Raw genomic sequence first — 16,611 nt, 5'->3', positions numbered from 1 at the left:
GTTTTTTTTTGCCGCCACGTCGTGCCCGCGCAGGCGGGCACCCATACCAGGGGTGCGGTAACCGCGAGACCCCCGATCCGCTACCCGGCTTCTGTATGGATTCCCGCCTGCGCGGGAAGGACGGAGGGGATGCCGCATTTAACGGTGGCATCGCCATGTTTTGCCTGCACGCGCTGCTGTTACCGCACCGGCGAATAGCCCAAGGTGGCCGAAATTTGCGCCGCGGTCGTGACCAGGTCTTCCAGCCATTCTTCCTGCAAGCGATCGGCCGGCGCAGAAATCGATAACCCGGCGACCAGCTTGCCGGAATCGTCATGGATTCCCGCCGCCATACAGCGCACGCCAAGTTCCAGTTCTTCATTATCGCGCGCATAGCCGCGCGCCCGCACCAGGCTCAGCTCGCGTTCGAGCTTCGACAGATCGGTGATCGAATTTTTGTTGTGCCCGGCCAGGCCGGTGCGCGTGGCATACGCGCGGATCGCTTTCGGCTCGTCCACCGACAAGAACAGTTTGCCGGTCGAGGTCAGATGCAGCGGGCCGCGGCCGCCAATTGCCCGCACCACCTGCATGCCGGAGCGCTCGGAAAAGGCGCGGTCGATGTAGACGATCTCGTCACCTTGCCGTACAGATAAGTTAATCGTTTGCTGGGTTTTCTTGTGGAGGCCGCGCATGAACTCGAGGGCGGCCTCACGGACAGACAGCCGGCTCTTGACCACGTTGCCCAGTTCGAGCAGGCGCATGCCGAGGCGGTAGGTCCCTGGTTCGACGCGATCGACAAAGCGGGTAACCACCATATCGTTCAGGATCCGGTGCGCGGTCGACGGGTGCAGGCCAGACACCTTCGACAATTCCTTCAGGCTGACCGGGTCGGAATAGGTCGCGAGCGCATCGAGCAAGGCGACCATCCGCTCGATGACCTGGATCGACGTCTTCGCTGGTTCGACAGTTTCCATTTTCATGATGTGGTTGGTGCGGTGCAGTATAAGTACGTTCTTTATACCACAATGTGAAAAGAACTGGCAATCGCCCTCTCTGGGGCATAATAGGAAATCGACAAGCCGATATAGAACCCCATGGAACAACAACCAGTCAGTCAATTCAAAAGCAAGGGCGGATTCCGGCGCATCATTGCCGCCTTCGTCAACTCGATCGATGGCTTCCGCGCGGCTTGGGGCAACGAATACGCGTTCCGCCAGGAAGTGATCGTTGTGCTGATCGCAACCGTCGTGGCACTGATGCTTCCCATCTCGGCATTCCAGAAAGTATTCCTGATCTCGGTGCTGCTGCTGGTATTGCTGGTCGAAATCATCAATTCGGCAATCGAGGCCGTCGTCGACCGCATTTCGCTCGAACGCCATCCGCTGTCCAAACGCGCCAAGGACCTGGGCAGCGCGGCAGTGGCGCTGTCGATCATGATTGCTGCGCTGGCCTGGATTGTCGTTCTGTCGAATCGTTATTATTAAATAACCAGATAGTTTGTTTAGAAATCTCGATCTGGCGCACAATACAACACTGCCATTTTTGCCATGATCAAGGGCTTTTTAAACTTTCTACTGGGAGAAGACGATGACATTACGTTTAGGCGACACCGCACCTGATTTCGAGCAGGACTCTTCAATCGGCAAGATTCGCTTCCACGAGTGGGCAGGCGATTCGTGGGTGGTGCTGTTTTCGCACCCTGCCGACTTTACGCCCGTCTGCACCACTGAACTCGGTCTGACCGCGAAACTCAAGCCGGAGTTCGACAAGCGCAACGTGAAAGCGATTGCCTTGTCGGTCGACCCGGCCGAGCAGCACAAGGTCTGGATCAAGGACATCGAAGAGACGCAAAAGACCGTAGTCGGCTTCCCGATCATCGCCGATGCCGACCGCAGCGTGTCCACGCTGTACGACATGATCCACCCGGAACAGTCGGCCACCGCCACGGTGCGTTCGCTGTTCATCATCGACCCGAACAAGAAGATTCGCCTGACCATCACTTACCCGATGAGCACCGGGCGCAACTTCGACGAAGTGCTGCGCGTGATCGATGCCCTGCAGCTGACCGATGGCTACACGGTCGCCACGCCGGGCAACTGGAAGGATGGCGATGACGTCATCATCCCGCTGACCGTGCAGGACCCGGAAGTGATCAAGCAAAAGTATCCGAAGGGTTTCAAGGCCGAGAAGCCGTATTTGCGCCTGACGCCGCAGCCGAACAAGTAACACGCCGCGGGCCGCGCCGCAAATCGCCCGAAACCGCATAAGCAAATGAGGAAGCTGTTGTTTGGTTTACAGCTGAGCCCCTTTACCCTGTTGGTAACTTTGGGGGTTCTTCATGTTGCTGACGTACATCGTTTCGGGTTTTGCGGTCGGCCTGCTGGTCGGGATGACCGGCGTCGGCGGCGGCTCCCTGATGACGCCGCTCCTCACGCTGATGTTTGGCGTGCCGCCTTCGGTTGCCGTCGGCACCGACCTCGCATTCGCCTCCATCACCAAAACCGCTGGCACCTTCACCCACCGCCTGCGCGGCACTGTGCACTGGGACATCGTCAAGCTGCTCTGCATCGGCGCCTTGCCAGCTGCGCTGGTGGCCACGCTCGCGCTCAACCATTTCGGCACCCTGAACGCCGAGATCGGCCAGCTGATCCGCTATTCGATCGCCGGCTCGGTCATGCTGACGGTCGTGGCGCTGGTGTTCAAGGGCAAAATGCTGGCCTGGATAAACGCCAAGCCAGAACGCCAGCTGCAGGGAAGGGCGCTGGCGTCCGCCACCATCATCTCTGGCGCCGTGCTCGGCATCCTGGTGACCGTGTCCTCGATCGGCGCCGGCGCCATCGGCGCGACCCTGCTGGTGATGCTCTACCCACGCCTGACGTCGGCCGAAGTGGCTGGCACCGACATCGCTTACGCGGTGCCGCTGACCGCGATTGCCGCACTCGGCCACTGGTGGCTCGGCTCGATCAACTGGGAACTGCTGGCGATGCTGCTGGTCGGCTCGGTGCCAGGCATCACCCTTGGCTCGTGGGTTGCACGCGCGGTGCCTGAGCGCTTCCTGCGCGGCCTGCTCGCCATGACACTCACCGGCGTGGCCGCAAAACTGATCTACTGAACACCTAATACCTGAATCGTCTATGCAAATGACGATTACTTCGTTGGTATTATCAGCATGGCATGAGACGATCGTTCCTTATCTGCACTATGCAAAGCAAAGGGATCCAATGCCCGTAACAATCACCACGCCGCGCAGCGCGCCATTCCGGGTCATGCCCGGTTTTGGACTGACGCTCGGCTTCACCATCCTGTACCTCGCGCTGATCGTCCTGATCCCGCTGTCGGCGGTATTCCTGAAAACCTTCACGATGACGTGGGAGGCTTTCTGGGCCGCCGTCACCTCCGAGCGCGTGATGGCCTCGTACCGCCTGACCTTCGGCGCATCGCTGATCGGCGCCTTCATCAACGTGATTTTTGGGGGCATCGTCGCCTGGGTGCTGGTGCGCTACCGCTTCCCGGGCAAGCGCTTCATCGATGCGCTGGTCGACCTGCCCTTCGCGCTGCCAACCGCGGTGGCAGGCATTACGCTGACCGCGCTGTATTCGTCCAACGGCTGGATCGGCCAGTACCTCGACAAGGTCGGCATCAAGGTCGCCTTCACGCCGCTTGGCGTGGTCGTCGCGCTGACCTTCATCGGGCTGCCGTTCGTCGTGCGCACCGTCCAGCCGGTGCTGGAAGAAGCCGAGCGCGAACTTGAAGAGGCGGCCGCCAGCCTTGGCGCCTCGTCGTGGCAGACCTTTGCGCGCGTGGTGTTCCCGAACCTGATGCCGGCGCTGCTGACCGGCTTCGCGCTGGCCTTCGCGCGCGCCACCGGCGAATACGGCTCGGTGATCTTCATCGCCGGTAACCTGCCGCTGGTGTCCGAGATCACGCCGCTGTTCATCATCACCAAGCTCGAACAATACGACTACACCGGCGCCACCGCGATCGCCGTGGTGATGCTGCTGGTGTCGTTTGTATTGCTGCTGTCGATTAACCTGCTGCAGGCGTGGACGCGCAGAAGGGCAGGCAAGAAATGAGCGCCGTGATCCCTGAATCGAAGCCAGTCGCGGTACGCCGCGGCGAATTGCCGGCATCGTCGAACGTGTTCGAGCCGGCGTGGGTGCGCCGCACGCTGATCGCCATCGCGCTGGTGTTCCTGACCCTGTTCCTGTTTGTGCCGCTGGTTGCCGTGTTCGTGCAGGCGCTCGGCAAAGGCTGGGACGAATATTTTGCCGCCATCGTCGACCCGGACGCCATCTCCGCGATCAAGCTGACTTTGATCGCGGCGGCCATCTCGGTGCCGCTGAACCTCGTGTTCGGCGTCTGCGCCGCCTGGTCGATTGCCAAGTTCGAATTCCGCGGCAAGAACGTGCTGCTCACGCTGATCGACCTGCCGTTCTCGGTGTCGCCGGTGATCGCGGGCCTGATCTATGTGCTGATGTTCGGCGCCGAGGGATGGTTTGGCGCCTGGCTGATGGAGAACGACATCAAGATCCTGTTCGCGGTGCCGGGCATCGTGCTGGCCACTGTGTTCATTACCTTCCCGTTTGTGGCGCGCGAACTCATTCCGCTGATGCAGGCGCAAGGCAACGAGGAAGAAGAGGCCGCGCTGGTGCTGGGCGCGTCGGGCTGGAGCACGTTCTGGCGGGTGACGCTGCCGAACATCAAGTGGGGCCTGCTGTATGGCGTCATCCTGTGCAACGCGCGGGCGATGGGCGAGTTTGGCGCGGTGTCGGTGGTGTCCGGCCATATCCGCGGCGAGACCAATACCATGCCGCTGCACGTCGAAATCCTCTACAACGAATACAACTTCACCGCGGCCTTCGCCGTCGCCTCGCTGCTGGCCTTGCTGGCGCTGGTGACCCTGGCGATCAAGACCTTCGTCGAATGGCGACTGCACGAATCGACGCCGACAGACACCGCAGCAGCACGCATTCTGGAGCAATGACATGACCATCGAAGTCAGGAACATCAACAAACGCTTTGGCGAATTCGTCGCCCTCGATAACGTCTCGCTGCAGTTCCCGCAAGGCGAACTGACCGCGCTGCTCGGGCCTTCAGGCTGCGGCAAGACCACGCTGCTGCGCATTATCGCGGGCCTTGAGCACCCGGACTCGGGCCAGGTGCTGCTCGACGGCGACGACGCATCAGCGCGCCATGTGCGCGAGCGCCAGGTCGGCTTCGTGTTCCAGCACTATGCGCTGTTCAAGCACATGACGGTGTTTGAAAACGTCGCGTTCGGCCTGCGCGTCAAGCCGCGCAAGGAACGGCCGAGCGAAGACCAGATTCGCCAGAAGGTCAAGCAGCTGCTCGAACTGGTGCAGCTGGACTGGCTGCACGACCGCTATCCGCCGCAGCTCTCGGGCGGGCAGAGACAGCGTATTGCGCTGGCCCGCGCGCTGGCGGTGGAACCGCGCGTGCTGCTGCTCGACGAGCCGTTCGGCGCGCTCGACGCGAAGGTGCGCAAGGAACTGCGGCGCTGGCTGCGCCGCCTGCACGACGAGCTGCACGTCACCAGCATCTTCGTCACGCACGACCAGGAAGAGGCGCTGGAAGTGGCCGACCAGGTGGTGTTGATGAACAAGGGTACGGTGGAGCAGCTTGGCACGCCGGACGCTGTGTACAACCATCCGGCATCGCCTTTCGTGTACAGCTTCCTGGGCAATGTGAACCTGTTCCACGGACGCGTGCACGAGGGCGTGCTGGCCAGCGGCGGCGTCAATTTCGATGTGCCGGACCACGCCGGGGTGCAGGACAGCCAGGGCATCGCGTACGTGCGACCGCACGACCTGGATGTGGATCGTTATGTCGCTGGCGCCGAGGGCATCGTGGTCAAGCTGCGCCGCGCGCATGCGATTGGTCCGCTGGCGCAACTGGACCTTGAGCGCGAAGATAACGCGCAGCTGATCGAGGCGGTGATTCCCAACGAGCGCTTCGCGCAGCTGCAGCTGAAGGAAGGCGAGACCTTGCTGGTCAAGCCGAAGCGGATGCAGGTGTTTGTGGATCAGGGTGCGGATATCTAAATGCTGGCAAATCGGCGGATGACGCGCTACGCGCTGTTCCGCCCTACGTTTTGTCACCTGCCTGCGTCTAGCTGGAAGGGATGAAGCATCGCCTTGGTATCAAAGACGCGGGACAACTTCGCAATCGCGGCGCATGCGGCAGGCAGGGTCTATTGTCCAGGATTCGTGATGCGGGCATGGATCGCGTTGATCGCCTCGACCACGCCAGCCGGCAAGGTTACCTGCGCGGCGTCGATGTTTTCCTTCAGTTGTTCGAGCGTCGTCGCTCCGATGATCGTCGATGCGACGAACCAGCGCGAATAGCACCAGGCCAGCGCCATCTGCGCCGGCGTCATGCCGTTTGCGCGCGCCAGGCCGACGTACTCCTTCACCGCCTGCAGCACGGGTGGCCGCAGGTAGCGCGGGCTCCAGGTGGGCGGGAAGATCGTCAGCCGGCCGTGCGCATTCGGGTTATCGAGATATTTGCCACTGAGCTGGCCGAACGACAGCGGGCTATATGCCAGCAGGCTGACGTTCTCGCGCATGCAGGTTTCGTCCAGCAGGCTGGTCTCGAAGCCGCGCGCGGTCAGGTTGTACAAATTCTGGATTGTCGCGATGCGCGGCAGGCCCTTCATCTCGGCCTGCCGGGTGTATTCGCACACGCCCCAGGCGCTTTCGTTCGACACCCCGATATTGCGGATCCTTCCGTCCTTGACCAACTGCGCCAGCGCCGCCAGCGTCTCTTCGATCGCAACGCCGGCGCGCTCCTTCTCCGGGTCGAAGGCGGTCGCGCCGAACACCGGCACGTTGCGGCTCGGCCAGTGGATCTGGTACAGGTCGATGTAGTCGGTTTGCAGACGCTGCAGGCTGGCGTCGACCGCCGCGCGGAGGTTGGCCGCATCGAGATTGTTCTTGCCGTCCCTGATCCAGTGCAGCGCCGGGTTTGGCCCGGCGATCTTGGTGGCCAGGATAACCTGCCCGCGCTTGCCCGACTTCTTCAGCCACGATCCGATAAAGCGCTCGGTCGAGCCTTGCGTCGCCGCGCGCGGCATTACCGGGTACATCTCGGCGGTGTCGATAAAGTTGATGCCGCGTTCCAGCGCATAATCGAGCTGGCTGTGTGCTTCGGCTTCGCTGTTTTGCTCGCCGAACGTCATTGTGCCCAGGCAGATGCTCGACACCTCCAGCGTGCTGTCACCGAGGATCACGCGCTTCATTTGACTCCCCTGAGTGCATCGGCGCATTCCCTTACCAGCGCCGGGCCGGCGTAGATCAAGCCGCTGTACAGCTGCACCAGCGAGGCCCCCGCGACGATCTTGGCTTTTGCATCGGCGCCGCGCATGATGCCGCCGACGCCGATGATCGGTATCGCGTCACCCAGTTCGCGCTTGAGCGCGCGCACGATGATCGTCGACTGCTGGAACACCGGCTGGCCGGACAAGCCGCCCGCTTCCTCGTGGTGGCGTTCGTTCTCGACGTCGCGGCGGCTGATGGTGGTGTTGGTGGCAATGACGCCGTCGATCTTGTGGCGCAGCAGGGCGGCGGCGATGTTGGTGATCTGGTCGGCGTCGATGTCGGGGGCGATCTTGAGCGTCAGCGGCACGTATTTTTTATGCTGGTCGGACAGGCGCAATTGCGCCTGCTTGAGCCGCGCGAGCAGGGTGTCGAGTTCGGACGCGTCCTGCAGCTGGCGCAGGTTCTTGGTGTTTGGCGACGAGATGTTGACCGTCACGTAGCTGGCGTACGGGTAGACCTTTTCAAGGCAGATCAGGTAGTCGTCGGCCGCGCGTTCGATTGGCGTGTCGGCGTTTTTGCCGATGTTCAGGCCAAGCACGCCTTCCTTGTTCTGGTAAAAACGCGATGCCTGCACGTTGGCGACAAACGCATCGACGCCGCCGTTGTTGAAGCCCATGCGGTTGATGATGGCCTTCTTGGCCGGGATGCGGAACATGCGCGGCTTCGGGTTGCCCGGCTGCGCGCGCGGGGTCACGGTACCGATTTCAATCGAGCCGAAACCCAGCGCCGCCAGGCCGTCGATATAAGCGCCGTCCTTGTCCAGGCCCGCAGCCAGGCCGACCGGGTTGGGGAAGGTGATGCCCATGACGGTGCGCGGGTCGGGCGCAGGCTTGCGGATCGCGCCCGTCAGGCCGAGGCTGGCGGCACGGCGCAGGGCCGGCAGGGTCAGGTTGTGCGCCGATTCGGCGTCCATTGCGAACAGCATCGGGCGGGCAAGCGCATACAGCAGTTTTTCAGACATGGGGTGCTTTAATTGAACAGACTGCCCATTTTACCGTGAGTGGGCGGCGCCGCCTATCGGTCGAGCAGGCTCCAGCTGCCGTCGATGCGCGCTTCCAGAGGGCGGAAATTGATTTTGTAGGCCATTTTGGGGCTTTGCTCGATCCAGTAGCCCAGGTAGACGTGGGGCAGGCCGAGCTCGCGCGCCTGGCCAATTTGCCACATCACGTTGTAGGTGCCGAAGGAGGCGCCGGGCAGGTCGGGGTCGAAGAAAGTGTAGACCGACGACAGGCCATCGGACAGCACGTCGATGATCGAGACCATCCGCAAGGTGTTGTCGGGTTCGCGGAATTCAACCAGCCGCGTGTTGACCCGGCTCTGCAGCAGGAACTGGGCGTACTGGTCGCGGCTGTCCTGGTCCATGCCGCCGCCTGGGTGGCGGGTGGTCTGGTAACGCAGGTAGAGCGCATAGTGTTCGTCGGAGAAGCTGAGGTTGGCGACGCTGGCGACCAGCGCCGCGTGCCGTGCCCATGCGCGGCGCTGGCCGCGGCTGGGGACGAACTGCTCGGCCTTGACGCGCACCGGAATGCAGGCGTGGCAGCCGTCGCAGTAGGGGCGGTAGGTGAAGATGCCGCTGCGGCGGAAGCCGTTTTTAACCAGTTCGGAATAAACGTCGGCGTTGATCAGGTGCGACGGGGTGGCGACCTGCGAACGCGCGTGCCGGGCGTCAAGGTAGCTGCACGGGTAGGGCGCGGTTGTGTAGAACTGCAGTGTGGCGAATGGCAGGTCGTTCAGGTGCGTCATGCGGATGCTTTCGTTCCCGATTGGTTTACCCTGGTTCTATTGTAGCGAAACTTTACCAAGTTTTGCGCGCGTCCGTTAAAGGACACACCGGTTGCCACACGGCGATTTCATCCTGTGCGATCGCCCCTCGTAAATGGTCGAGAAAGGCGGCGCGCGGTATCGGCGCGGCGCCAAGCGAGGCCAGGTGCCCGGTCTCCTGCTGGCAGTCGACCATGCGCACCCCTTCGTGGCGCAGGAAGGCGACCAGGTAGGACAGCGCAATCTTGGAGGCGTCGGTGACGCGCGCGAACATCGACTCGCCATAGAACATGCGGCCGATGCAGACGCCGTATGCGCCGCCGACCAGTTCGCCATCGAGCCAAAGTTCGGACGAGTGGGCGTGGCCGATCGCGTGCAGGCCGGTATAGCCGCTGATGATTTCCTCGGATATCCAGGTACCGGGCCCGTCCTTGCGAGGGGCGGCGCAGGCGCGCATGACTTGCTCGAACGCCGTGTCGAAGGTGACCTGCCAGCGCCCGCCTTCGACCCGGCTGCGTTCGACCTTGCGCAGGGTCTTGCGCAGGCTGTCGCTGATGCGGAAGTTGTCGGTATGGAGCACCATGCGCGGGTCGGTAGACCACCACAGGATGGGCTGCCCTTCGGAGAACCAGGGGAAGATGCCGTTACGGTATGCGGCCAGCAGCCGGCGTGGCGACAGGTCGGCGCCAGCCGCAAGCAGGCCCGGCGCGTCCATGGTCAGGGCCTCGGACACGTCGGGGAAGGGCGTTGTCGTTTCAAGCCACGGAATCATGATGAGCGTTTAACTGGCGTCGCTGGACATGCGCATCGAGCGCACGAGGTCGCGGCTATGGAAACCGTAGGCGCCGCCCTCACGCATTTTGACGCGGTCGGCGAAGAACAGTTCCAGCGTTGTGCGCACCGTGGGGAAGGCCAGGTCGTCCCACGGGATGGTGTCTTCCGAGAACAGTTGCACATCGAGACTTTCGATGCCGGCCGCGAAGTCCAGGTCGCGCAGTCGCGCGAGGTAGAACAAATGCACCTGATGAACTTGAGCAACATTGAGCAAGGTGAACAGCTCGCCCAGTTCGACATTGGCGCCGGCTTCCTCTTCGGTTTCCCGAACGGCGGCCTGGGCGGTCGTTTCCTCGTTCTCCATGAATCCGGCCGGCAATGTCCAGTAGCCATAGCGCGGCTCGATTGCGCGCTTGCACAACAAGATTTTCAGCTCGCCATCGGCTTCCCACACGGGGATTGAGCCGACCACCAGTTTCGGGTTTTGGTAATGGATCGCCTCGCACTGCACGCACACATAGCGTGGCCGGTTGTCGCCTTCGGGAACGCGCAGGTCGACAGGATGGGCACACTCGGAACAGAATTTCATAATCGCTTGAGAGAATGGTATTTCGCTTACTTTACACCGATTGCGCGTGCTGTGCCGTTACCGCCAGGAGGGTGAAGCTTGACGTGCATGCTGCTATCGCACATCTTCTTCGGATTGATATTGCCTAAAAAGGCAAACTCCCCTATAATGATTGCACAGACGCGGGGTGGAGCAGTCTGGCAGCTCGTCGGGCTCATAACCCGAAGGTCACAGGTTCAAATCCTGTCCCCGCAACCAGTATTCTAAAGCCGTTGAATCTTGCAAAAGATCAACGGCTTTTTCGTTTCCGCCTCCGTTTGTGGGCAGCGAAATTAGCTGAGCGTGGCCCACAGATGGGCGGCAGCCATCGTGCGGTGCGGCTTGTACTGCGCGAGCAGCGCTTCGGTGCGCGCCATGTCCGGCTTGGCGTCGTCGGCCAGCAGGCGTTGCAGCGCAGTACGGATGGCGACGTCGCCGTGCAGCGAGCAATCCGGGTAGCCGTAACCGCGCAGCAGCGCGTAATTCACCGTCCATGGACCGATGCCCTTGACCGCCAGCAGCGCGGCACTGGCGGCGTCGATGTCGTCCGTGCGTTCAAGCGACAGGGAGCCGGCGTCCACCATCTGCGACAGCCGCAGCAGCGTTTCCGCTTTCGAACGTGAGAATTTTCGCGTGGTCAGGTCGTCCACCGATAGCTTCGCGACATCTTCCGCCTCGGGGTAGCACCATAGGCCGCTACTGTGCCGGCGCCCGGCCTGCAGGATAAAAGTGCGGCGCAGGGCGATTGCGAAGCTCAGGTTGATCTGCTGCCCGATGATCGCCCAGGTGAGCGCTTCAAAGATGGTTGCGGACTGCACGATGCGCAGGCCCGCATTGCCGCGCACGGCCTCGCCAAGCAGGGGATCGCTCGCCGCCGCCTCCACGAACGGCGCCGGGTCGATGCGCAGGCCAAGGATGTTCAGCAGGGCGTCGTCGAGCAGCGCGCTGGCGCGCGGCGTGAGCGCTGCGTCCGCAGCGACGCCAATGCGCGCCTCGCGTGGCGACAGCGCGATATCGAGCGCCACCGGCACGCCGCCGAGGACAACGCCTTTGCTGATGCGGCCCTGCGATACCCGTTCAGCCACACCCTCGGCATCGCGCCCATGAAATGCGATGACGTCGCTGCTGCGGTAGCCATCCGGAAGCGCTATCGATATCTGGTGCAATGCCATGCCTATTTGCGTTTGAACGAGAGCGGCACGAAAGCACGGCCCAGGAAGGCCGGACGGAAGCCGGTGACCAGCGCCGTACCCGTGATGACGATTGCCGCGCCCAGGACCGTGTGCCAGCCCACCACCTCGCCGAGGAACAGCGCCCCCCACAGGATGCCGAACAAGGGATTGAGGAAGGTGACCGTCAGCGCGGATGTCGGTCCGACATCCTGGATCAGTTTGAAGTACAGGATGTAGGCGATGCCGCTGCACAGGACGCCCAGCGCGAGCGCGGCGCCCATGATGCCGATGGTCGGTTGCGCCGGCGCCGGAAAGAACGGCAGCACCGGTATCACCAGCAGCGTTGCGGCCCACATGCTGCCGTGCGCGTTGGCGAACGGCTCGACGCTCCTGGCCGTCTTGGCATAGGCGCTGGCGACGCTGTAGCTGACGGCCGCGACCAGTGCCGCCGCGATCGCGAGGCCGGCGCCAGCACGCGAGGTGACCTGGTCGAAGCCGACCAGCAGCGCCACGCCTGCGGTGCCGAGCAGGAGACCAAGCGCGCTGCGGCCGGAGATGGCCTGGCGCGACCACAGCGCGCCGATGAGCGCGCCCCACATCGGCGCGGTCGCGTTCAGCACCGACAGCACGGAGGCGGACAAGGTACGCGCGGCAAACGCGAACAGCAGGAAAGGGAACGCTGAGTTAAGCAAGCCGAGGACCAGGTAGTGCTTCCAGTTGGCGCGCAGGTCGAGCCGCTTTTTCAGGAACACGCCGACAATCGCCAGGAACACCGCCGCGAAGCCGACCCGGTATTCAATCAGTACCGCCGGACCAAGCACCGGCGCCGCGATGCGCATGAACAGGAATGAGCTGCCCCAGATCGCTGCAAGCAGCACGAGACGGAGCATGTTGGCGGTGTTCATTCGCAGATCCTGGTTCTTCAAATTGTTATTGTGCTGCGCCTTTGCCTGCGCCGATAGCCGGTTCTTGCTGTCGAATCAGGCCTGGCCGTCGGCGTGCTTCACGCGCAGCTGCTGCGGCACGCCGTTCTTGATGGCGGTCAGTTCGGCCAGGATCGAGATGGCGATTTCGGACGGCGTCTTGCTGCCGATGTAAAGGCCGATCGGCCCATGCAGGCGCGCCAGCTGTTCATCGTTCAGGTCAAACTCCTTGAGCCGTTCGCGCCGCTTGGCGTTGTTCAGGCGCGAGCCAATCGCGCCGACGTAGAAGGCGTCGGATTTAAGCGCCTCCATCAGCGCCAGATCGTCTAGCTTTGGATCGTGGGTAAGGGCGACGACTGCGCTGCGATGGTCGAGCTGCGCTTCGATGACCAGGTCGTCCGGCATGGCGTGCACCAGGCGCACGCCGGGCAGGTGCCAGCCGGCGCGGTATTCTTCGCGCGGGTCGCATACGGTGACGTGGTAGTCCATCGCGGTGGCCACTTGCGCAAGGAAGCGTGACAGCTGGCCGGCGCCGATGATGAACAGGCGCCAGCGTGGACCGTGGATCGTGGTCAGCACGCCGCCGGCGATCTGCTGTACCGCGCCGGACGGCGCAGCTGTCAGCGTCACCGCGCCGCTTTCCAGGTCGAGGTTGCGCGCCACCAGTTCGTGCCGGTCGAGCCGTTCCAATAAGTCGATGATGGTGCTGGCGCTCGACAGCGGCTCGATGGCGAGTTCGATGGTGCCGCCGCAGGGAAGGCCGAAGCGGTGCGCCTCGTCGGCGGTAATGCCGTAGCTGACGATCTCGGGAATGGTGCGGGTGATGCCGCTCTGGCGCACGCGCTCGATCAGGTCGTCTTCGATGCAGCCGCCCGATACCGAGCCGACCACCCGGCCGTCGTCGCAGATGGCGAGCGTGGCGCCGATCGGACGCGGGCTGGAGCCCCAGGTCTTGATGACGGTGATGAGTTCGCAGCGGTGGCCGGCACCGATCCAGCTTGCGGCGGTTTTGAGAACCTCGAGGTCTATGCTATCCATCGTTCGAATATACTGTGTGCTCCAGGACTAAGGAGCGAGTGGGAAGATGGACAATCATAAAAGAAAAGACGATGGCTCGCCGAAGTTCGGCCGTTTATTGCTTGTGCTGGTGGCGACCGTGGCAATGCTGGGCGTGCTGACCTACGTCATGGCGGTGTTTTTCCCGGATTTCCCGAGTTGACTTCCATGCTTCGTTCCCGCGCACGCCTGGGCGTGGGCGGGAACGGGGTCAGGGTACCAGCGGCTTGCCGTCGGCCTTCTTGGCCTTGATCTCGGCGATCGTCTTCTGGATGACCGCAATGCGGTATGCGGTCGCCGGGTGGTTGGCGACATAGCCATTGAGCACCGTTGCCGGGTAGGTCGAGGCCAGGCGCTTCCAGAACTCGGTCGCGCCTTCGATGCGGTAGCCGGCGCGCGCCAGCAGGTACATCGCCAGGCTGTCGGCCGCGCCGTCAAGCTCCTGCGGCATGGCCTTGATGCCGCCGCTGCCGATCGTCACCGAGGTGTCGGGGCGCGTGCTCATCAGGTTGTCGATGATGCTGCCGATGGTGCTGGCATTGCGCTGCGAGGAAGCATGGCCCAGCATGTTGTGCGCCATGCCCTTGGCCATCAGGTAGGCCAGTTCTTCATCCGCTTCGACGAAGTTGATCATCCCGCGCGTGATCATCACGCGCGATCCGTCCGCGTACGAGTTGATGTTGTCCGAATTGCCGAGTTCAATGCCAAAACCGCAGGCGCGCGTGACGGGAATCGACAGCTGCTTCTGTTTGTTGTCGCGTTCGACGACGAACGGCAGCGTGGACTGCCTGCGCACCAGCGGTCCGAACACGCCGCCGGCCAGCGTCGACGCATTCGCGCCGGTAGGCAGTGGCTTGCCGCCAGCCGAAATCAGGCGATCGCCGATTTCAAGGCCGGCCTTGGCCGCGCCGCTGCCGGCCAGGACGCCGGTCACCTGCAGGCGTTCGTTCATGTCCAGCGCGAGGTGCGCCGCTTCGTTGTATTCGCCTGGATAGGAATAGCGGTTCTTGGCGAAGAAGCCAAGCAGGTTGCGCGCCTGGCTTTTGCACAGTGGCGCGTTGTTGATCAGCAGCGGCGCCGCGACGCGGTACAGGCGGTCCTGCAGGGCCGCCATTTTGGTCAGCGTCTGCGCGGCCGCGGCCATGCGCGGCGTGATGACCGGGCGCTGGTCTTCCTGCGCGGACGGGCCGGGCTTGATTGGGAAAGCTGGTGCAGACGGCTGGATGGTGCCGCATGCCGACAGGAGTAGTGCCAACGATATGCCCAGCAATGCCGGGCTGTGACCGATGAAACGGGTCATGGTAATCCTCACTTTATTATTGTTTTCCGGTGCTTCCGAAACCGCCGGCACCGCGTTCGCTTGCATCGAAATCTTCGACGACATTAAAGCCAACCTGCAGTACCGGTACGATGATCAGCTGGGCGAGGCGCTCCATCGGGTTGAGCGTGAAGGCGGCCTGGCCGCGGTTCCATGTCGATACCATCAGTTGTCCCTGATAGTCAGAATCAATCAAGCCTACCAGATTCCCCAAAACGATGCCGTTCTTGTGGCCCATGCCACTGCGCGGCAGGATCATGGCAGCGTAGCCTGGATCGCCCACGTGGATCGCCATCCCGGTCGGTACCAGGATGGTCTGGCCAGGTGCGATGGTGATGGGTTCGTCGATGCAGGCGCGCAGGTCGAGGCCCGCGCTGCCTGGCGTTGCATACGCCGGCATCTGGTCTTTCATGCGCGGGTCGAGGATCTTGACGTCGATTGTTTTCATTGATGATTCGGTTATGTGAGCAGGGAGCGCTTTTCGATGCGCTTTGCGATTTCTGAAATCAGCTGGCGCGCCAGCGTGAGCTTGTCGGCGCGCGGCAGCACGGTGTGGCCGCTCTCGTCGAACAGCACGATCGTATTGTCATCCTGCCCGAAGGTGTGGTGGCCGATATTGCCAACCAACAGAGGAATGCCTTTTTTCTCGCGCTTGACGGCGCCGTATTCGACCAGGTTTTCCGATTCGGCGGCAAAGCCGACGCAGTACGGCCAGCCGGAGATCGAGGTGGTCGCGGCGACCGCGGCGAGGATGTCCGGGTTTTGCTCGAATTGCAGGTTGGGTGCGGCGCCGCCGTCCTGCTTTTTCATCTTCTGGTCGCTGGCGTTGGTGACGCGCCAGTCGGCCACCGCGGCCACGCCGATGAAGACGTGCTGGCCGCCGACCGCCGCCATCACGGCGTCGTACATCTGGGCCGCGCTCTGGACGTCGACGCGGCGCACGCCGTGCGGCGTCGGCAGGGTAGTGGGGCCCGAGATCAGGGTCACGTCGGCGCCCGCTTCGCGCGCGGCGCGGGCGATGGCGTAGCCCATTTTTCCGGACGAGAGATTGGTGATGCCGCGTACCGGGTCGATCGCTTCAAAGGTCGGACCGGCGGTCAGCAACACGCGCTTGCCGGCCAGGACCTTCGGCTGGAACGATGCGATCAGCTCGTCGAGTAGTTCGTCAGGTTCGAGCATGCGCCCGAAGCCGACTTCGCCGCAGGCCTGCTGGCCGGCGGCTGGGCCAAAGATGCAGACGCCGTCCTGCTCAAGCTGGCGTACGTTGCGCTGGGTGGCCGGGTTTTCCCACATCTCGACATTCATCGCCGGCGCGACCAGCAGCGGCAGGCGGCGCGGGCGTGCCAGGCACATGGTCGAGAGCAGGTCGTCGCACACGCCATGGGCCAGCTTGCGGATGAAGTCCGCCGAACACGGCGAGATCAGGATGGCGTCGGCATCGCGGGTCAGGTCGATGTGGGCCATGTTGTTGGCCATGCGCGGGTCCCACTGGTCGGTGTAGACCGGGTTGCCGGACAGGGCCTGCATGGTCACGGCGGTGATGAAATGGGTGGCGGCCTCGGTCATCACGACCTGCACCGAGGCGCCTTCCCTGGCCAGCGCGCGGCACAGCTCGGCCGCCTTGTAGCAGGCTACCCCGCCGGACAGGCCGAGGACGATCTTCTTACCCTTGAGGTCCATCGTCATT

The 16,611-nt window shown here is 63.0% G+C and carries 19 protein-coding genes and 1 tRNA gene; 8 read left to right on the top strand and 12 right to left on the bottom strand.

The features are described 5' to 3' along the window. Positions 1 to 179: 179 nt before the first annotated feature. Positions 180 to 959: an IclR family transcriptional regulator gene (locus tag I4X03_RS17775; RefSeq protein WP_223469588.1), complete on the bottom strand. Its 780-nt coding sequence runs from the start codon at positions 957 to 959 to the stop codon at positions 180 to 182. Positions 960 to 1,073: 114 nt separating this feature from the next. Between I4X03_RS17775 and I4X03_RS17770 the strand changes: the two genes are divergently transcribed. The 6 genes from I4X03_RS17770 to I4X03_RS17745 all read left to right on the top strand — a co-directional run bounded on the left by I4X03_RS17770 (position 1,074) and on the right by I4X03_RS17745 (position 6,038). Then, on the top strand, positions 1,074 to 1,463 hold the full coding sequence (locus tag I4X03_RS17770; RefSeq protein WP_223469587.1) for a diacylglycerol kinase: 390 nt from the start codon (positions 1,074 to 1,076) through the stop codon (positions 1,461 to 1,463). A 103-nt stretch (positions 1,464 to 1,566) separates the two neighbouring features. After that, positions 1,567 to 2,205 (top strand): peroxiredoxin, encoded by a 639-nt coding sequence (locus I4X03_RS17765; protein WP_223469586.1) that lies wholly within the window; start codon positions 1,567 to 1,569, stop codon positions 2,203 to 2,205. Positions 2,206 to 2,317: 112 nt separating this feature from the next. Further along, entirely contained in the window at positions 2,318 to 3,091 is a 774-nt protein-coding gene (locus tag I4X03_RS17760; protein WP_223469585.1) for a sulfite exporter TauE/SafE family protein, read from the top strand. Between the two features lie 109 nt (positions 3,092 to 3,200). Beyond that, positions 3,201 to 4,052, top strand: a complete 852-nt coding sequence (gene cysT, locus I4X03_RS17755) for a sulfate ABC transporter permease subunit CysT (protein ID WP_223469584.1) — start codon at positions 3,201 to 3,203, stop codon at positions 4,050 to 4,052. Continuing rightward, positions 4,049 to 4,963 carry a sulfate ABC transporter permease subunit CysW gene (gene cysW, locus I4X03_RS17750; protein WP_223469583.1) on the top strand — a complete coding sequence of 305 codons (915 nt, stop codon included), beginning with the start codon at positions 4,049 to 4,051 and terminating at the stop codon, positions 4,961 to 4,963. Before cysT ends, cysW begins: the two co-directional genes overlap by 4 nt. A 1-nt stretch (position 4,964) precedes the next feature. Beyond that, positions 4,965 to 6,038: a sulfate/molybdate ABC transporter ATP-binding protein gene (locus tag I4X03_RS17745; protein ID WP_223469582.1), complete on the top strand. Its 1,074-nt coding sequence runs from the start codon at positions 4,965 to 4,967 to the stop codon at positions 6,036 to 6,038. Positions 6,039 to 6,187: 149 nt separating this feature from the next. Here I4X03_RS17745 and I4X03_RS17740 read toward each other — a convergent pair whose 3' ends face one another. Genes I4X03_RS17740 through I4X03_RS17720 form a run of 5 tightly spaced genes read right to left on the bottom strand, consistent with a single transcriptional unit; the run spans position 6,188 to position 10,437 of the window. Continuing rightward, positions 6,188 to 7,234, bottom strand: coding sequence for an aldo/keto reductase (locus I4X03_RS17740; protein ID WP_223469581.1), 1,047 nt, complete (start codon positions 7,232 to 7,234; stop codon positions 6,188 to 6,190). Then, positions 7,231 to 8,274: a quinone-dependent dihydroorotate dehydrogenase gene (locus tag I4X03_RS17735; protein WP_223469580.1), complete on the bottom strand. Its 1,044-nt coding sequence runs from the start codon at positions 8,272 to 8,274 to the stop codon at positions 7,231 to 7,233. Before I4X03_RS17735 ends, I4X03_RS17740 begins: the two co-directional genes overlap by 4 nt. Positions 8,275 to 8,327: 53 nt before the next feature. Next, positions 8,328 to 9,056, bottom strand: coding sequence for an arginyltransferase (locus I4X03_RS17730; protein WP_223469579.1), 729 nt, complete (start codon positions 9,054 to 9,056; stop codon positions 8,328 to 8,330). 52 nt (positions 9,057 to 9,108) lie between these two features. Further along, the gene (aat, locus tag I4X03_RS17725; protein WP_223469578.1) at positions 9,109 to 9,846 is read right to left on the bottom strand and encodes a leucyl/phenylalanyl-tRNA--protein transferase; all 738 of its coding nucleotides are present in this window, start codon (positions 9,844 to 9,846) and stop codon (positions 9,109 to 9,111) included. Positions 9,847 to 9,855: 9 nt separating this feature from the next. Beyond that, positions 9,856 to 10,437, bottom strand: a complete 582-nt coding sequence (locus tag I4X03_RS17720) for an NUDIX hydrolase (protein ID WP_223469577.1) — start codon at positions 10,435 to 10,437, stop codon at positions 9,856 to 9,858. A 160-nt stretch (positions 10,438 to 10,597) separates the two neighbouring features. On the opposite strand from I4X03_RS17720, the gene I4X03_RS17715 reads away from it, so the two are divergent. Then, a tRNA-Met gene (locus I4X03_RS17715) sits at positions 10,598 to 10,674 on the top strand. 74 nt (positions 10,675 to 10,748) lie between these two features. On the opposite strand, the gene I4X03_RS17710 is transcribed toward I4X03_RS17715, so the two are convergent. The 3 genes from I4X03_RS17710 to I4X03_RS17700 form a co-directional block, all read right to left on the bottom strand. After that, positions 10,749 to 11,627, bottom strand: a complete 879-nt coding sequence (locus tag I4X03_RS17710; protein ID WP_223469576.1) for a DNA-3-methyladenine glycosylase family protein — start codon at positions 11,625 to 11,627, stop codon at positions 10,749 to 10,751. A 2-nt stretch (positions 11,628 to 11,629) separates the two neighbouring features. Beyond that, on the bottom strand, positions 11,630 to 12,532 hold the full coding sequence (locus tag I4X03_RS17705) for a DMT family transporter (protein ID WP_223469575.1): 903 nt from the start codon (positions 12,530 to 12,532) through the stop codon (positions 11,630 to 11,632). Positions 12,533 to 12,607: 75 nt separating this feature from the next. Next, positions 12,608 to 13,588 (bottom strand): XdhC family protein, encoded by a 981-nt coding sequence (locus I4X03_RS17700; protein WP_223469574.1) that lies wholly within the window; start codon positions 13,586 to 13,588, stop codon positions 12,608 to 12,610. 46 nt (positions 13,589 to 13,634) lie between these two features. Here I4X03_RS17700 and I4X03_RS23110 point away from each other — a divergent pair, with 46 nt between their 5' ends. Continuing rightward, complete coding sequence (locus I4X03_RS23110; RefSeq protein WP_267869622.1) at positions 13,635 to 13,769, top strand: hypothetical protein; 135 nt, start codon at positions 13,635 to 13,637, stop codon at positions 13,767 to 13,769. Positions 13,770 to 13,817: 48 nt separating this feature from the next. Here I4X03_RS23110 and I4X03_RS17695 read toward each other — a convergent pair whose 3' ends face one another. Genes I4X03_RS17695 through coaBC form a run of 3 tightly spaced genes read right to left on the bottom strand, consistent with a single transcriptional unit; the run spans position 13,818 to position 16,604 of the window. Further along, a complete protein-coding gene (locus I4X03_RS17695; protein ID WP_223469573.1) occupies positions 13,818 to 14,906 on the bottom strand; it encodes a M48 family metallopeptidase in 1,089 nt (362 codons plus the stop codon). 16 nt (positions 14,907 to 14,922) lie between these two features. Beyond that, the gene (gene dut, locus I4X03_RS17690; RefSeq protein ID WP_223469572.1) at positions 14,923 to 15,372 is read right to left on the bottom strand and encodes a dUTP diphosphatase; all 450 of its coding nucleotides are present in this window, start codon (positions 15,370 to 15,372) and stop codon (positions 14,923 to 14,925) included. A gap of 11 nt (positions 15,373 to 15,383) precedes the next feature. Next, a complete protein-coding gene (coaBC, locus tag I4X03_RS17685; protein WP_223469789.1) occupies positions 15,384 to 16,604 on the bottom strand; it encodes a bifunctional phosphopantothenoylcysteine decarboxylase/phosphopantothenate--cysteine ligase CoaBC in 1,221 nt (406 codons plus the stop codon). Positions 16,605 to 16,611: the final 7 nt, after the last annotated feature.

The sequence above is a fragment of the Massilia soli genome (assembly GCF_016809835.1).
GTDB classification, from domain to species: Bacteria; Pseudomonadota; Gammaproteobacteria; order Burkholderiales; family Burkholderiaceae_D; genus Telluria_A; species Telluria_A soli.
Note: the sequence above shows the minus strand (reverse complement) of the source record. Positions and strands in the feature narration are given on the sequence as shown.

Excerpts from the sequence above, each read along its gene's own strand:
- I4X03_RS17775 (WP_223469588.1), bottom strand. The coding sequence starts at position 959 with ATGAAAATGGAAACTGTCGAACCAGCGAAGACGTCGATCCAGGTCATC.
- I4X03_RS17770 (WP_223469587.1), top strand. The coding sequence starts at position 1,074 with ATGGAACAACAACCAGTCAGTCAATTCAAAAGCAAGGGCGGATTCCGG.
- I4X03_RS17765 (WP_223469586.1), top strand. The coding sequence starts at position 1,567 with ATGACATTACGTTTAGGCGACACCGCACCTGATTTCGAGCAGGACTCT.
- I4X03_RS17760 (WP_223469585.1), top strand. The coding sequence starts at position 2,318 with ATGTTGCTGACGTACATCGTTTCGGGTTTTGCGGTCGGCCTGCTGGTC.
- cysT (WP_223469584.1), top strand. The coding sequence starts at position 3,201 with ATGCCCGTAACAATCACCACGCCGCGCAGCGCGCCATTCCGGGTCATG.
- cysW (WP_223469583.1), top strand. The coding sequence starts at position 4,049 with ATGAGCGCCGTGATCCCTGAATCGAAGCCAGTCGCGGTACGCCGCGGC.
- I4X03_RS17745 (WP_223469582.1), top strand. The coding sequence starts at position 4,965 with ATGACCATCGAAGTCAGGAACATCAACAAACGCTTTGGCGAATTCGTC.
- I4X03_RS17740 (WP_223469581.1), bottom strand. The coding sequence starts at position 7,234 with ATGAAGCGCGTGATCCTCGGTGACAGCACGCTGGAGGTGTCGAGCATC.
- I4X03_RS17735 (WP_223469580.1), bottom strand. The coding sequence starts at position 8,274 with ATGTCTGAAAAACTGCTGTATGCGCTTGCCCGCCCGATGCTGTTCGCA.
- I4X03_RS17730 (WP_223469579.1), bottom strand. The coding sequence starts at position 9,056 with ATGACGCACCTGAACGACCTGCCATTCGCCACACTGCAGTTCTACACA.
- aat (WP_223469578.1), bottom strand. The coding sequence starts at position 9,846 with ATGATTCCGTGGCTTGAAACGACAACGCCCTTCCCCGACGTGTCCGAG.
- I4X03_RS17720 (WP_223469577.1), bottom strand. The coding sequence starts at position 10,437 with ATGAAATTCTGTTCCGAGTGTGCCCATCCTGTCGACCTGCGCGTTCCC.
- I4X03_RS17710 (WP_223469576.1), bottom strand. The coding sequence starts at position 11,627 with ATGGCATTGCACCAGATATCGATAGCGCTTCCGGATGGCTACCGCAGC.
- I4X03_RS17705 (WP_223469575.1), bottom strand. The coding sequence starts at position 12,532 with ATGAACACCGCCAACATGCTCCGTCTCGTGCTGCTTGCAGCGATCTGG.
- I4X03_RS17700 (WP_223469574.1), bottom strand. The coding sequence starts at position 13,588 with ATGGATAGCATAGACCTCGAGGTTCTCAAAACCGCCGCAAGCTGGATC.
- I4X03_RS23110 (WP_267869622.1), top strand. The coding sequence starts at position 13,635 with ATGGACAATCATAAAAGAAAAGACGATGGCTCGCCGAAGTTCGGCCGT.
- I4X03_RS17695 (WP_223469573.1), bottom strand. The coding sequence starts at position 14,906 with ATGACCCGTTTCATCGGTCACAGCCCGGCATTGCTGGGCATATCGTTG.
- dut (WP_223469572.1), bottom strand. The coding sequence starts at position 15,372 with ATGAAAACAATCGACGTCAAGATCCTCGACCCGCGCATGAAAGACCAG.
- coaBC (WP_223469789.1), bottom strand. The coding sequence starts at position 16,604 with ATGGACCTCAAGGGTAAGAAGATCGTCCTCGGCCTGTCCGGCGGGGTA.